Origin of the sequence: Paraburkholderia fungorum, assembly GCF_003610895.1 — a bacterium.
Lineage (GTDB): Bacteria > Pseudomonadota > Gammaproteobacteria > Burkholderiales > Burkholderiaceae > Paraburkholderia > Paraburkholderia fungorum_B.
Map to the genome: position 1 here is coordinate 57,566 of NZ_MCAS01000005.1, position 14,986 is coordinate 72,551.

The 14,986-nt window shown below is 64.4% G+C and carries 13 protein-coding genes; 6 read left to right on the forward strand and 7 right to left on the reverse strand.

Going from position 1 to position 14,986, the window contains the following annotated elements:
• The first annotated feature begins 398 nt into the window (after positions 1 to 398).
• The 5 genes from xdhA (at position 399) to guaD (ending at position 8,115) form a co-directional block, all read left to right on the forward strand.
• The gene (gene xdhA, locus BCY88_RS06460) at positions 399 to 1,946 is read left to right on the forward strand and encodes a xanthine dehydrogenase small subunit (protein ID WP_183081302.1); all 1,548 of its coding nucleotides are present in this window, start codon (positions 399 to 401) and stop codon (positions 1,944 to 1,946) included.
• Positions 1,946 to 4,393, forward strand: a complete 2,448-nt coding sequence (gene xdhB, locus BCY88_RS06465; protein ID WP_120343468.1) for a xanthine dehydrogenase molybdopterin binding subunit — start codon at positions 1,946 to 1,948, stop codon at positions 4,391 to 4,393. Before xdhA ends, xdhB begins: the two co-directional genes overlap by 1 nt.
• A gap of 89 nt (positions 4,394 to 4,482) precedes the next feature.
• Complete coding sequence (xdhC, locus tag BCY88_RS06470) at positions 4,483 to 5,496, forward strand: xanthine dehydrogenase accessory protein XdhC (protein ID WP_120343469.1); 1,014 nt, start codon at positions 4,483 to 4,485, stop codon at positions 5,494 to 5,496.
• A 96-nt stretch (positions 5,497 to 5,592) separates the two neighbouring features.
• Entirely contained in the window at positions 5,593 to 6,645 is a 1,053-nt protein-coding gene (locus BCY88_RS06475; RefSeq protein WP_120343470.1) for an adenosine deaminase, read from the forward strand.
• Positions 6,646 to 6,750: 105 nt separating this feature from the next.
• Complete coding sequence (gene guaD, locus BCY88_RS06480; RefSeq protein WP_120343471.1) at positions 6,751 to 8,115, forward strand: guanine deaminase; 1,365 nt, start codon at positions 6,751 to 6,753, stop codon at positions 8,113 to 8,115.
• Between the two features lie 91 nt (positions 8,116 to 8,206).
• On the opposite strand, the gene BCY88_RS06485 is transcribed toward guaD, so the two are convergent.
• Positions 8,207 to 9,514, reverse strand: coding sequence for an NAD(P)/FAD-dependent oxidoreductase (locus BCY88_RS06485; protein ID WP_259461266.1), 1,308 nt, complete (start codon positions 9,512 to 9,514; stop codon positions 8,207 to 8,209).
• 68 nt (positions 9,515 to 9,582) lie between these two features.
• Here BCY88_RS06485 and BCY88_RS06490 point away from each other — a divergent pair, with 68 nt between their 5' ends.
• Positions 9,583 to 10,311 (forward strand): class I SAM-dependent methyltransferase, encoded by a 729-nt coding sequence (locus BCY88_RS06490; protein ID WP_120343472.1) that lies wholly within the window; start codon positions 9,583 to 9,585, stop codon positions 10,309 to 10,311.
• Positions 10,312 to 10,365: 54 nt separating this feature from the next.
• On the opposite strand, the gene BCY88_RS06495 is transcribed toward BCY88_RS06490, so the two are convergent.
• From BCY88_RS06495 to BCY88_RS06520, 6 genes are read right to left on the reverse strand one after another with little or no spacing between them, the layout of a single operon-like run.
• A complete protein-coding gene (locus tag BCY88_RS06495) occupies positions 10,366 to 10,812 on the reverse strand; it encodes an excinuclease ABC subunit A (RefSeq protein WP_120343473.1) in 447 nt (148 codons plus the stop codon).
• A 53-nt stretch (positions 10,813 to 10,865) separates the two neighbouring features.
• Entirely contained in the window at positions 10,866 to 11,288 is a 423-nt protein-coding gene (locus BCY88_RS06500; protein ID WP_120343474.1) for a signal peptidase, read from the reverse strand.
• Between the two features lie 34 nt (positions 11,289 to 11,322).
• On the reverse strand, positions 11,323 to 12,552 hold the full coding sequence (locus BCY88_RS06505; RefSeq protein ID WP_120343475.1) for a beta-ketoacyl synthase N-terminal-like domain-containing protein: 1,230 nt from the start codon (positions 12,550 to 12,552) through the stop codon (positions 11,323 to 11,325).
• A complete protein-coding gene (locus BCY88_RS06510) occupies positions 12,549 to 13,775 on the reverse strand; it encodes a beta-ketoacyl-ACP synthase (RefSeq protein ID WP_120343476.1) in 1,227 nt (408 codons plus the stop codon). The genes BCY88_RS06505 and BCY88_RS06510 overlap by 4 nt, the downstream gene beginning before the upstream one ends.
• Positions 13,775 to 14,500 (reverse strand): 3-ketoacyl-ACP reductase FabG2, encoded by a 726-nt coding sequence (locus BCY88_RS06515; RefSeq protein WP_120343477.1) that lies wholly within the window; start codon positions 14,498 to 14,500, stop codon positions 13,775 to 13,777. The genes BCY88_RS06510 and BCY88_RS06515 overlap by 1 nt, the downstream gene beginning before the upstream one ends.
• The gene (locus tag BCY88_RS06520) at positions 14,497 to 14,982 is read right to left on the reverse strand and encodes a hotdog family protein (RefSeq protein WP_120343478.1); all 486 of its coding nucleotides are present in this window, start codon (positions 14,980 to 14,982) and stop codon (positions 14,497 to 14,499) included. The genes BCY88_RS06515 and BCY88_RS06520 overlap by 4 nt, the downstream gene beginning before the upstream one ends.
• Between the last annotated feature and the right edge of the window lie 4 nt (positions 14,983 to 14,986).

Below are 14,986 nucleotides of genomic sequence, written 5' to 3' on the forward strand. Positions count from 1 at the left end.
CGGCTCCAACAGGAATAACCGGCCTCACGCCGGCCTCTGCCCCGCCTGTCAAGGCGGTTCCAGGGCCGGCGTTTTCACATCCGCTTCGGCCCCGTAAATTCGGCCACCCCCTCTTGCCGCCCGCCAGCGAACCGGCACCCAGCCTCCGTCATTCCCCGCTCTGCCCCGCCCCGCCTGGTTTTCCCCAATCCGTCGCGCCTCACGCAACTTCCCGGCCCGGCGCGAATCGTACTAATCACATGACCGCTTCCGAATAAGCTTCATGCGAGTTGGGAAATATTTTCGGGACAAGGTAGTGCTATCTTCGGAACTGGATGGCGATCTACGTGCGCGAGGCCGGCTTTGGCGCGACCCCATGCGTAACGCGCGCCCGGTCCGCACTGTCTTTCGGATTCACCATGACAACGCAAACCATCCGCTTTTATCACCAGGGGTCCGTCCGTGAGGTCGCGGGCGTCCCGGCGGCGCGCACCGTGCTTCAGCACCTGCGCGAGGATTTGCATTGCACGGGCACCAAGGAAGGCTGCGCCGAAGGCGACTGCGGCGCCTGCACGGTGGTGATCGGCGAACTGGATGCGCACGGCGATATTGCGCTAAAAGCGGTCAATGCCTGTATTCAGTTCCTGCCGACGCTGGACGGCAAAGCGCTCTTCACCGTCGAAGACCTGCGCACCGCCGACGGCGCCCTGCACCCCGTCCAGCGGGCCATGGTCGATTGCCATGGTTCGCAGTGCGGTTTCTGCACCCCTGGCTTCGTGATGTCGATGTGGGCGCTATACGAAAACCAGCCTGCCGCCGCCGGCCTGCCCACCCGCGACGAAATCAACGCCGCCCTGTCCGGCAATCTGTGCCGCTGCACCGGCTACCGGCCGATTGTCGACGCGTCGCAGAAGATGTTCGACTACCCGCAATACCCGCGCGTGACGCTCGACCGCAAGGCGGTCGCCGACCTGCTGCGCCCGCTCCAGCGCCGCGACACGTTCGAGTACAGCGCGCCCGATACGCGCGGCGCCACCTTCGGCTCGCCGACCTTTTATGCACCAGTCACGCTCGAGGCGTTCGCGAGACTGCGCGCGGAGCATCCGCAGGCCCGCCTGCTGGCCGGCAGCACCGACGTCGGCCTATGGGTCACCAAGCAGTTCCGCGATCTCGGCGACATTCTCTATATCGGCAACGTCGTCGAACTGAAGACGATCGAACGCGACGCGCAGACGCTGACAATCGGCGCCGCCGTCACGCTGGAAGACGCCTACGCGGCGCTTGCTGTCGATTATCCCGAACTGGCTGAGTTGTGGACCCGCTTCGCGTCGCTGCCGATCCGCAATGCCGGCACGCTCGGCGGCAACGTCGCGAACGGCTCGCCAATCGGCGATTCGATGCCCGCGCTGCTCGCGCTCGGCGCCGAAGTCGTGCTGCGTCACGGCGCCAAAACCCGCGCGCTGAAGCTCGACGCCTTCTACCTCGGCTATCAGAAAACCGCGCTCGCGGCAGGCGAATTCGTCGCGGCGCTGCGCGTGCCGCGTCCGGCCCGCGATCTGCGCTTTCGCACCTACAAAGTGTCGAAGCGCTACGATCAGGACATCTCTGCGGTGTGCGCCGCGTTCGCGCTGCACATCGGCGAAAACGGCGTGATCGCGGATGCGCGCATTGCCTTCGGCGGCATGGCCGCGACACCGAAACGCGCCGCGCAAACCGAAGCCGCGCTGAGCGGCGCGACATGGAACGAAACTACCGCGCGACAAGCCATGAACGCACTCGTCGCCGACTATCAGCCGCTCACCGATATGCGCGCCTCGAGCGCCTATCGGCTCAAGGTGGCGCGCAATCTGCTCTGGCGCTTCCACCTCGAAACGCGCGACGAAGCGCCGCTCGCCCTTTGCGACGTGAATGCGTTCGCCTATGAATCCGGCGTGCCGGACGCGGTGGTGGCCAAGGAGTCGTCGTGATGAACCGGACCGATGCTTTTGTCGAACACGCCGTGAGGCACACCGCCGTTCAGGAAAACGAAACGGCGATCGGCGTATCGCTGCCGCACGAATCCGCCACGCTGCACGTGAGCGGCGAGGCCGCCTACACCGACGACCTCCCCGAATTGCAAGGCACGCTGCACGCGGCGCTGGGACTCTCGCGGCACGCGCACGCGCGAATCGTGTCGCTCAATCTGGATGCCGTTAGAAAAGCGCCAGGCGTGATCGCCGTGCTGAGCGCCGAAGATATCCCCGGCGAGAACAATTGCGGTCCGGTGCTGCACGACGATCCGATTCTCGCGGTAGACGAAGTGCTGTATCTCGGCCAACCGGTGTTCGCGGTGATTGCCGAGAGTCATGAACTCGCACGCCGCGCCGCCGCGCTCGCCAAAAGCGACGACGTCGTGCGATACGAACCGCTCGAAGTCGTCCTCACGCCTGCCGAAGCGAAAGCCAACAAGCAGTTCGTCCTGCCGCCGCTGCACCTGAAGCGCGGTGACCCCGACGCAAAAATAGCTGCGGCGCCGCACACGATCCGCGGCACGTTTGAAGTCGGCGGCCAGGAACAGTTTTATCTCGAAGGCCAGATCGCCTACGCCGTGCCGAAGGAAATGGACGGCATGCTCGTCTACAGTTCGACGCAGCATCCGAGCGAAATGCAGCAGGTCGTCGCGCATATGCTCGGCTGGCCGGCGCACAGCGTGGTGTGCGAATGCCGGCGCATGGGCGGCGGCTTCGGCGGCAAGGAATCGCAATCGGCGCTGTTCGCGTGCGTGGCCTCGCTCGCCGCGAAACTGCTGCGCCGCCCGGTCAAACTGCGCGCCGATCGCGACGACGATTTCATGATCACCGGCAAGCGCCACGACGCGGTCTACGAGTACGAGGCCGGCTTCGACGATAGCGGCCGGATTCTCGGCGCACGCGTGGAAATAGCCCTGCGAGCAGGCTACTCCGCCGATCTCTCCGGTGCGGTGGCGACCCGTGCCGTATGCCACTTCGACAACGCGTACTACCTGTCCGACGTCGACATCGTCGCGCTGTGCTGCAAGACGAATACGCAATCGAACACCGCGTTTCGCGGCTTCGGCGGCCCGCAGGGCGCGCTGGTGATGGAAGTGATGCTCGACAGCATCGCGCGCCAATTGCACTGCGACCCGCTGAACGTGCGGCTCGCCAACTACTACGGCATCGGCGAGCGCGACACGACACCGTACGGACAACGCGTCGAAGACAACATCATCGCGCCGCTGACCGACGAACTGCTCGACACCAGCGACTACCGCGCGCGCCGCGCAGCAATCGCCGCGTTCAATGCGCAAAGTCCGGTGCTCAAACGCGGCCTCGCGTTCTCGCCGGTGAAGTTCGGTATCTCGTTCAACGTGCCGTTTCTGAACCAGGCCGGCGCGCTGGTGCATGTGTACAAAGACGGTTCGGTGCTCGTCAATCACGGCGGCACCGAAATGGGCCAGGGGCTCAACACGAAGGTGGCGCAGGTCGTCGCGAATCAATTCGGATTGCCACTTTCGCGCGTGCGCGTCACGGCAACCGATACGTCGAAAATCGCCAACACCTCGGCGACCGCCGCGTCCACCGGCAGCGACCTGAACGGCAAGGCCGCTGAAGCTGCGGCGCGAACCGTTCGCGGCAGGCTCGCGGAACTTGCCGCGAAACAACTCGGCGGTACCGCCGATTCGGTGGAATTCGTCAACGGTGAAGTGTCGGCGAACGGCGGGGCGATGCCATTTGAACAACTGGTCGGCGCGGCATATCTGGCGCGCGTGCAGTTGTGGTCGGACGGTTTCTATACGACGCCCAAAGTGCACTGGGATGCGAAAACGCTGACCGGCCACCCGTTTTACTATTTTGCGTACGGCGCGGCGGTGTCGGAAGTGGTGATCGACACACTGACCGGTGAATGGAAACTGGTGCGTGCGGACGTGTTGCATGACGCCGGCCAATCGATCAATCCGGCGATCGATATCGGCCAGGTGGAAGGCGGCTTCATTCAAGGCATGGGCTGGCTCACCACGGAAGAATTGTGGTGGAACCGGGACGGCCGCCTGATGACGCACGCGCCGTCCACCTACAAGATTCCCGCTGTCAGCGATACGCCCTCGGCATTCACTGTGCAGCTTTATCAGAACCGGAACGCGGAGCCGACCGTGTTCCATTCCAAGGCCGTGGGCGAACCGCCCTTGCTGCTGCCGTTCTCGGTATTTCTCGCGATTCGCGATGCGATCGCGGCGGCGGTGCCGGACGTGGATAGTGCGCCGCCGTTACGCGCGCCGGCGACGCCCGAAGCGATTCTGGACGCACTGGACGCGTTGCAATCGGCCACGGCAGCAACAACGGAACAATCGACGGAAGCGGCAAAAAAAGCGGCAAGCACGCCGCCACCCCCAGCCACAACGATTCACACAACTTAAAGCCAGTGCCCGGCGCGACACGAACGCGCCGCGCCACGCTCAACCGGCCGCACGGACACCCCGCGCGGCCACGTATGGAGAACCGCCGGATGCAAGCCTGGCTACCTGACCTGCAACAACTGCTCGCGCACGGCGACGCCGCCGTGCTGGTGACGGTCGCACGCGTCGAAGGTTCGGCGCCCCGCGAAGCCGGCACCAAGATGATCGTCACGCGCGAATCGGCGAAACACACGATCGGCGGCGGACATCTCGAATGGAAGGCCATCGAGACCGCCCGCCAGGTGCTGCGCGACGGCATGCGCTCACCGCACATGCGCCGCCTCGAACGCTTCGCGCTTGGACCGAGTCTCGGCCAATGCTGCGGCGGCGCGGTGATTCTCGCCTTTGAGCGCCTCGACATCGGCGATCTCGGGTGGATCACGTCGCTCGCAAAACGTGTGGCCGCGGGCCTTTCGACGGTGCGTAGCGTATCATTCGGCCCCGCACCGGATGCGGTGATGCTGTCCGACCCCGAGCCGGGTGTCGATGCCGCCGACTGCCTGCTGTGGGACGGCGCCGGTTTCGACGACAGCGGCGCGCTGCTCACCGAAACCATCGCGCCAGGCGACTTCCAGGTCGTGCTGTTCGGCGCCGGTCACGTGGGCGCGGCGCTGGTTCGCGTGCTGGCCACGCTGCCTTGCACGGTACGCTGGGTCGACGAGCGCGACGCGCAGTTTCCACCCGTGGAAACGCTGCATGCGCCGAATGTGAAGATCGATCCGAACGACGCGCCCGACGAAGCCATCGATCAGGCCGCGCCGCACACGTACTTCATCGTGATGACGCACAACCATGCGCTCGATCTCGAGTTGGCGGAGCGCATTCTGCGGCGCGGCGATTTCGCGTTCTTCGGCATGATCGGCTCGCACACCAAGCGCAAGCAGTTCGAACATCGGCTGGCCGCGCGCGGCATCGATCCGTCGCAGATTGCGCGGATGAAGTGCCCGCTCGGCGTCGACGGTATCGTGGACAAGTCGCCGGAGATCATCGCGATCTCGGCGGCAGCCCAGGTGTTGCAAGCCGTGGAGGCGAATGCGGGCGCGCATGCGGCGCAGACGGTCTGATTTGCCGCACAATCGACCTGCCGCCCGAACGCGCTTGCATCCTGCCACGCATCCCGCATCCGGCGCGAACCGACTCCAACGAACTCCTGACCGACCATGAATACAACAACCGCTACCCCCACGGCACTCATCGAAAAAGCCGCTCGCGCACCGAAGGCCGAGCTGCACATTCATATCGAAGGCTCACTCGAACCCGAGCTGATCTTCGCGCTCGCCGAACGCAACGGCGTGAAGCTTGCGTACGACTCGATCGAGGCCCTGCGCGCCGCGTACGCGTTCACCGATCTGCAATCGTTCCTCGACATTTACTACGCCGGGGCGAGCGTGCTGCTGCACGAGCAGGACTTCTACGATATGACGACGGCCTATGTGGAACGCTGCCTCGCCGATAACGTGATCCACAGCGAAATCTTCTTCGATCCGCAGACGCATACCGAACGCGGCGTGCCGATCGCAACGGCGGTGGCCGGCATCGAACGCGCGCTCGCCGATGCGGAAAAGCGCGGCATGACGAGCAAGCTGATTCTGTGCTTCCTGCGCCATCTGCCGGAAGAAGACGCGCTCGCCACGTTTGAAGAAGCACTACCGCTGTTTGAGCAATACAAACATCGCCTGATCGGCGTAGGTCTCGATTCGTCCGAGCGTGGCCACCCGCCTTCGAAGTTCGAACGTGTCTTCGCCAAGGCGCGTGCGCTCGGTCTGAAGCTGGTCGCGCATGCGGGTGAAGAAGGGCCGCCGTCGTATATCTACGAAGCGCTCGATCTGCTGAAGGTGGACCGCGTCGACCACGGCGTGCGCAGCATCGAAGACCCGGCGCTCGTTACGCGCCTCGCCGATACACGCGTGGCGCTGACCGTGTGCCCGTTGTCGAATCTCAAGCTCTGCGTGTTCGACGACATGACCAAACACACACTGAAGGATCTGCTCGATCGCGGCGTCGCCGTCACGGTGAATTCCGACGATCCGGCCTATTTCGGCGGCTACGTGAACGCCAACTATTTCGCCATCATCGACGCGTTGAAGCTCAACGATGCCGAGGTCTACACGATCATCCGCAACAGCTTCGAAGCGTCGTTCGTCACGCCCGAGCAACGCAGCGAACTGATCGCGAAGCTCGACGCGCAATGGCACCCAGGCGGCCCGCACTGACGGGCCAATGAATAGCAGCCGGCGGCGGCACGGGCTCATTTCAGAGCCAGAGTAAAACCGTCGTCCGCGCTGCTTAGCTCCCCACAATACGGAGACGGTTTTTCCATGACTCAATCGGCACCATCGGCACCATCGACCCAATCAGCATTCCGCGCGCAACTGCTGACCTTCAACGGGGACCCCGCGCAATCGCCCAACGCGGCGGTCTTCAACGAAGACGGCTTGCTGATCGTCGAAGACGGCCATGTCGTCGCGGCGGGCGCGTACGCCGAGCTCGCATCGCGGCTCGCGCCGGGCACCCATGTGCAGGAAATGCGCGACAAGCTGATCGTGCCGGGCTTTATCGATACGCACATTCACTATCCGCAGACCGACATGATCGCGTCGCCGGCGCCGGGGCTTTTGCCGTGGCTCGACACCTACACGTTCCCGACCGAGCGCCGCTTCGCCGATCCGGCGTATGCGCGCGATACGGCCAGCTTCTTCGTGGATGAGCTGCTGGCGTGCGGCACGACCACCGCGCTCGTGTATTGCACGGTCCACAAAGATTCGGCCGACGCCCTCTTCACCGAAAGCGAAGCGCGCAACCTGCGCATGGTGGCCGGCAAGGTGCTGATGGACCGCAACTGCCCGGAATTCCTGCGCGACACGGCGCAATCGGGCTATGACGACAGCGCCGAGCTGATCGGCCGCTGGCACAACCGTGGCCGCCAGATGTACGCGCTCACGCCGCGTTTTGCGCCGACCTCGACCGAAGCGCAACTTGAAGCGTGCGGCGTGCTGGCGGGCAAGCATCCGGACATTTTCATCCAGAGCCACGTTGCCGAGAATACGGACGAAGTGAAGTGGGTCGCCGATCTGTTCCCGGGGCACCGCAGCTACCTGGACATCTACGATCACTACGGCCTGCTGCGCCGCCGCGCGGTGTACGGCCACTGCATCTATCTCGACGACGAAGACCGCAAGCGCATGGCGCAAACCGGCACGGTCGCCTCGCACTGCCCGACTTCGAATCTGTTCCTCGGCAGCGGCCTGTTCGACTTCGACAAGGCCGACGAAGCCGGCACGCCGATCGCGCTGGCCACGGACGTCGGCGGCGGCACCTCGTTCTCGATGCTGCAGACCATGAACGAAGCGCACAAGGTCGCGCGTCTGACCGGGCATCATCTGACGGCCACACGCATGTTCTATCTGGCCACCGCGGGTGCCGCAGAGGCACTCGATCTGGCCGACAAGGTCGGCACGTTGAAGCCAAAGTCGGAAGCCGACTTCGTCGTGCTCGATCCGCAAGCCACGCCGCTGCTCGCACGCCGTACCGCACGCACCGAATCGCTCGAGGAACTGCTGTTCGCGTTCGCGCTGCTCGGCGACGACCGCGCGATCTACGAAACGTATGCCGCCGGCAAGCGCGTGCATCGTCGCGACGACGTGCGTCAGCATGCGCCGCGTACGGCGAAAATCGCGGCCTGAAGAGACGCCCGGGCTAATCCGGACGGCTGAATAAAAAACGGCGCTTCCTGAAGGAAGCGCCGTTTTCATTTGCGCGAACCGTGCAACTCGATCAACGATGCGTGCACACGTCATGCAACGCATTCAGGCGGCGCACCGGATCGGCGACATAAGGATTCGATTCGTCCCACGCGTAACCCGCCAGCACCGCGCTGATCATGCGGCGGATCGACGGCGTCTGGTCCGGATAAAAAATGATGTCCTGCAACTCGCCCGTGTACCAGCGTTCGACAAAGGCGCGGAACGTGTCGATCCCCTTGCGCAACGGCACGTCGTAAGCGGCCGACCAGTCGATCTGCTCGCCGTCCAGTTGCCGGTTCAACGTCTGCACCGCGAGATGCGCGGAACGCAGCGCGATCGTCACGCCGGACGAAAACACCGGATCGAGAAATTCGCCCGCATTGCCGAGCAATGCGTAGCCCGGTCCATGCAAACGCTCGACATTCGCCGCATAGCCGCCGATATGACGCACCGGCATCAGAAACGGCGCGTTGCCGATCAACGGCCCGAGTGTCGGCTCCTGCTGGATCAGCGCGCGCAGTTTCGCGTCGCGCTCCGCTTCCGGCACATCGAGGAAACTGGCCTCGGCGACGCAACCCACCGAGGAGCGGCCACCCGCGAGCGGAATCATCCAGAACCACACGTCGCGGCGCTCGGGGTGTGTCGCCACGCAGATCTTGTTGCGGTCGGTTGCGCCGGCCGGAATGCCGTCCAGCACATGCGAGAAGATCGCGGCTCGGGTCGGCATGCGCGTCGGAGCTTCCAGGTTCAGCAAACGCGGCAGCACGCGGCCGAAACCGCTCGCGTCGAACACGAATCGCGCCGCCACTTCATAGGCGTTGTCCGCTTCGTCGATCACCTCCAGCACCGGCTTGCTGCCGCCTTCGCCCTCAGTGCCCGGATGCATGGCCCGGACCGTATGGCCAAAGCGCACGTCGGCGCCCTGCTCTGCCGCGCAGCGAATCAGAATATCGTCGAACACCGCGCGCTCGACCTGGTACGTGGTGCCCCAACCCGTCGAGTGTTTGTCACGGAAGTCGAATGCCGACGACTGGCCGCGATGAATGAAATGCGCACCGTTCTTGTACTGGAACCCGGCTTCGACCACCGCCTGCAGCATGCCCGCCTCTTCGAGGTAGGCCATGCTTTGCGGCAGCAGACTTTCACCTATCGAGAAACGCGGGAAATGCTGGCGCTCCAGCACCAGCACCGAGCGGGCCGCCCGGCGCAATAGCGCCGCTGCGACTGCACCTGCCGGACCTGCGCCGATGATCGCTACATCGACGTTTATGCGCGTTGACGAATGTGTACTCAAGGTTGCCTCAATCGTTTGCTTGCTCTGGGCAGCGTTACGCTGCATGCTTACTTCTCGTTACAATTACGCATCACAGCAAGAACACTGAACACTATTCCGTCGGGGAGCCGAGCGTGTCGCCATCCGAAACATCCAGCGTGCCTTTCGTGCCGGAAACGGCCTTCGGGATCTGGTTCCTGCGTACCTATACGTGGGAACATCATGTGCTGCGGGTCGCGATTAACGACCTCAAACGCCTGATCGACGCGCCCTTGCCCGTCGCGCCGGTTATCGTCGACGTCGGCTGCGGGCAAGGCATTTCATTTCACCTGCTCGCCGACGCGTTCAAGCCGCGCCGCATCGTCGGTGTCGATTTTCACGAGCCCTCGCTGACGCTTGCCACCAATGCGGCCCACGCCTGCCGCGACAAGCTCGCCGATATCGACGTACTGCACGGCGACTGCGCGCAATTGCCGTTACCCGATGCCAGCGCCGACATCGTGTTCTGCCATCAAACCTTCCACCATCTCGTCGAGCAGGACCGCGCGCTCGCCGAATTCCGCCGCGTGCTCAAACCGGGCGGCATCCTGCTGTTCGCCGAATCCACCGACGCGTACATCAAATCGTGGGTGATCCGGCTGCTGTTCCGCCATCCCATGCACGTGCAGAAAAGCGCGGACGGCTACCTCGACATGATCCGCCGCGGCGGTTTTCGCTTCGAACAGCGCAACGTCTCGCTGCCGTATCTCTGGTGGAGCCGCGCGAAAGACTTCGGCCTGCTCGAACGCATCGGCCTCTACCATCCGCAACCTGGCAAGCGTCGTGAAACGCTGGTCAATGTCGCGGCGGTGAAGGCGGATTGAAGCTTGCTGCCAGGGCGGCGGCATCTCATCGCCCTGGCAAGCATTACGGCATACTCACTTGCCGCGCAGCGTCACCACATCACCCGTCAGCGCCACGCCGGCGATCACCGCGCCCGCGCCACACGTGAACTCAGTCGCGCTCTCACGCACTTCGTTCTTGTAGTTGCTCTTGATGTTGATCACCGCATTACCGCCTTCCTTACGCGCGCGATCCTGCAACTCGATCACAGCCGAAAGAAACACGTGCTGGCACGCTTCCAGGTCGCTCTTGCCGAAGGCGTTGGTCTTCTTGTTGGTCGCGAATTCGCCCATCTTCTTCAGCACGGCCGGATGCGGCTGGCCCGCGAAATACAGCGCGATGTCGCTGCTGACCTTGCCCGGTTCGCTTTGCAGTGCCGGCGCGACGGGATAGTTGTCGACCGTGTCGCGAGCAAACGCCTGGGTCGCGCTCAACGTGGCCACCGCAGCGAACAGCGTGGCAAACAGTACATTGCGTTTCATTGAGACTCCTTGGTGGTTGTTATTGCTTTGATGAGTTTCAGATTCGATTTGATCTAGTTCGCTTCCAGCACGACGAGTTGACCGCTCACCGCAACCGCAGCCGCGCTAGGGCTCACGCCACAGGTGAAATCGGTCGATGAACTGGTCGTCGTGCTGTGAAAGCGCGTCGACACGTCGATCACGGCATTCGCGTTGCGTTCGCGAGCCGCCGCGCGCAGCTTCTGCACCGCTTCGGCCAGCGCTTCATGGCATGCGTCGTCAGGGCTCGACACCTTGCGTGCGATCCGCGCCGAGTAGGACACGTCGCCCAGATTGGCCTTCACCGCCGGGTGGCTCTGCTGACCGAAATAGACCGGCACGCCGCCACGCGACTGGCCTCCGGCCGCCGCGAGCGGCACCGATTTCACGTCGGTCGCGCAGCCCGCCTGCGTCAGCACCACCACCGCCAGCGCACCCAGTACAAAACGTTTTTTCATTTTTATTGCCCTCGTTCTTTAGATAACGGCCGTTTCAACTGCCTTGCCACACTTCAAACATCAGGCTTGCGCAACTGCCGCCGAACCCGAATGAAATCGACATCGCCGAGCCGATGCGCGCGTCACGCGTCGCGCGCACGAGCGGCATGCCGTCGACGGCGGGCTCCGGCGTCTCGATGCCCGCCGTCCCCGCGATGAAACCGTCGCGCATCATCAGCAACGTGTAGATCGCCTCGTGCGCGCCGCATGCGCCGAGCGGATGTCCGGTCATGCCTTTGGTGGACGAGAACGCGGGCACTTCGCCGCCGAATACGTCGCTCAACGCGCGCAATTCCTCGACATCGCCAAGCGGGGTCGACGGCGCGTGCGTGTTGATGTAGTCCGGGCGCCTGCCCGCTGCGCCCAGTGCGCCGCGCATCGCCCGTGCAATGCCGGCCGCGCGCGGCGTGACCATGCCGGCGGCGTCCGTGCAGTCGCCGAAACCGGTCAGTTCGGCGTAAATACGGGCCCCGCGCGCCAACGCGTGATCGAGCGCTTCGAGCACCAGCACGCCGCCGCCCGACGCGATCACGAAACCGTCGCGCGCCGTATCGTAGGGGCGCGATGCGCGCTGCGGGGTGTCGTTGAAACCGCGCGACAACGCACCCATCGAGTCGAACATCAGCGTCATGTTGTCGTGCAGCGACTCGCTGCCGCCGGCCAGCACGATCTGCTGGCGGCCGGTCTGGATCAGTTGCATCGCCTGACCGATGGCGAGCGACGACGTAGTGCACGCCGACGACGGCGAATAGCTCACGCCCTCGAGTCCGAACACCTGCGCCACATTGGCCGACGCGGTGCTGCTCATCGCGTGCGGGACCGTGTACGGCGGCACTTTGTCGACACCGCGTGTATTCGCGATCGACATCGCCACGTCGTAACTCGACATCGTGCCGACGCCCGAGCCGATCACCGTGCCGGCGTGCGGCGAGCGCAACGCGGCGGGCGCGAGACCGGCATCGTCGATCGCCTTCTTCGCGGCATGGCACGCAAAGCGCGCGGTGTCGCCCATAAAGCGTTCGAGCTTGCGATCAAACGGCGGCTCCTCCCCGACCGACGCGACGCCCGCCACCTGCGAACCGAAACCGCGCTCACGCCACGCGTCGATCCGTTCGATGCGCGAGCGGCCCGCGCGCAACGCGGCCGACACGCCATCGAGCGTATTGCCGAGGCACGACACGATCCCCATGCCGGTGACGACCACGCGTTGCAGCGCCATGCTCATCGAACGCGCCTGAAAATCAGCGACGTGTTGATGCCGCCGAAGGCAAAGTTATTGCTCATCACATGTTCGGCGTCGATCTCACGGCCCGCGCCGACGATGTAGTCGAGCGGCGCGCAGGCCGGGTCGACGTTCTGCAGGTTCAAGGTCGGCGCATACCAGTTGCGCTTCATCATCTCGATGGTCCACCACGCCTCCAGCGCACCGCACGCGCCGAGCGTATGGCCGACATAGCTCTTGAGCGAACTGATCGGCATGCGCGCGCCGAAGGTCTGCGCGGTCGCATGACTTTCGGCGATGTCGCCACGGTCCGTCGAGGTGCCGTGCGCGTTCACATAAGCGATCGCTTCCGGCGGCAGTTGCGCATCCTTGAGAGCGAGCTGCATGGCAATCGCCATGGTTTCGGCGGTCGGCTGGGTCATGTGCGCGCCGTCCGAATTGCAACCGAAGCCGACGATCTCCGCATGAATCCGCGCGCCGCGCGCCACCGCGTGTTCATATTCTTCGAGCACCAGCGTGGCCGCGCCTTCGCCGACCACGAGGCCGTCGCGCGCGGCATCGAACGGGCGCGGCGTAAGATGCGGCTCGTCGTTACGCGTACTGGTCGCGTACAAGGTGTCGAACACGGCCACCGCCGGGCCCGAGAGTTCTTCCGCGCCGCCCGCCAGCATCAGGGTCTGCTTGCCGGTCTGGATGGCTTCATACGCGTAGCCGATCGCCTGGCTCCCTGACGCGCACGCGCACGAGGTCGGAATGATCCGGCCTTTCAGATCCCAGAAGAGGCTGACGTTGACCGCCGTCGTATGCGGCATCATCTGCACGTAACTGTTCGACGTGACGTCGCTCATCGAGCCGGTTTCGAGCATCGTGCCGAAGGCGCGAATCGGTTGCACCGAGCCCGACGACGAACCGTAGGCGACGCCCATGCGGCCGTCCCGGATGCTGAGGTCGTCGGCGAGTCCCGCGTCGGCGAGCGCCAGTTCGCTCGCGCGCACCGAGTACATCGACACCGGTCCCATCGAGCGGGTTTTCTTGCGTGGATAGTGCGCGGGCGCCGTGAAGCCCGGCAATGGACACGCGAGCCGCGTATGCAACGACTCGAAGTAATCCCATTCGGATAGCCGGCGCACCGCGTTCACGCCGCTCTTCAGGCGTGTTTCGATCACGTCCCAGCTATCGCCGAACGCCGTGACGCCCCCCATGCCGGTAATGACGACGCGCTTCATCACACCATCCCACCATTGACGCCGATCACCTGGCGCGTGACGTACGAGGCCGCATCCGACATCAGGAAGCTGACCACGGACGCCACCTCGGCAGGCTGGCCGACGCGGTTCATCGGCACCGTCTTCAACGCGTGCTCGAGTGGCATCTCGTCGAGCATGCCGGTCTCGATCAAACCCGGCGCCACGCAGTTGACGGTGATATTGCGCGTCGCCAGTTCGACGGCGAGCGCCTTGGTCGCGCCGATCAGCCCGGCTTTCGCCGCGCTGTAGTTGACCTGACCGCGATTGCCCATCACCCCGGAGACCGACGCGATCGTGACGATGCGCCCACCCTTTTTCGCCCGCACCATGGGCATGGTCAACGGATGGACCACGTTGTAGAACGAGTCGAGACCGGTTTCGATCACGATGTCCCAGTCTTCCTCGGTGAGCGCGGGGAACGCGGCGTCGCGGGTCACGCCCGCGCTGCACACGATGCCGTAGTACGCGCCATGTGCGGCGACATCCGCTTCGAGCACTTCGCGGCACACCGCGCGCTCACGCACGTCGAATTGCAGCACGCGCGCCGTGCCGCCTTGCGCGGCGATACCCGTTGCGACTGCTTCAGCCTCGGTGCGGCCCGTGCGGCAATGCACGGACACCGCGAAGCCGTCGGCGGCCAACTGATACGCAATCGCACGGCCAATGCCGCGGCTTGCGCCGGTAACGAGAACACGCCGGCTCATGAACTGAAACTCCCTTCGATGAATGACTGAAAATCGCGCGGTTGAAAGACCTTGATGACCGCCTCGGCGCAGCACACCTCGCCGTGGTGAATCGTGCATTCGTAAGCGCCGTGGCCTTCTTCGCTGCGTAGTAATTCTGTTACGTGGATCAGCAACTGCGCGCCGCCCGCGAACGACGCCTGCAAGGCCCGGTAGCTGCGCGAGCCGAGCAGCACGCCGGGACGCGCCCTGCCGCCGCCGCGCATGGCCAGCAGCGCGACGTGCGCCGCAATGGTCTGCGCCATCAACTCGATACCGATCCATGCGGGCATCGCGCCGTCGGCGGTGGCGTACCAGGCGTCGGCGTGGACGGTTGCCCGGGCGCTCAAGGCCTCTTCGCCAAAGGTGTCGATCCCATCGATCAATAGCATCGTGCCGCGATGCGGGATGATCGCTTCGATGGGTTGCTGGATGAGATCCTGGATGGAGAGCGTCTGGGTCATCGCG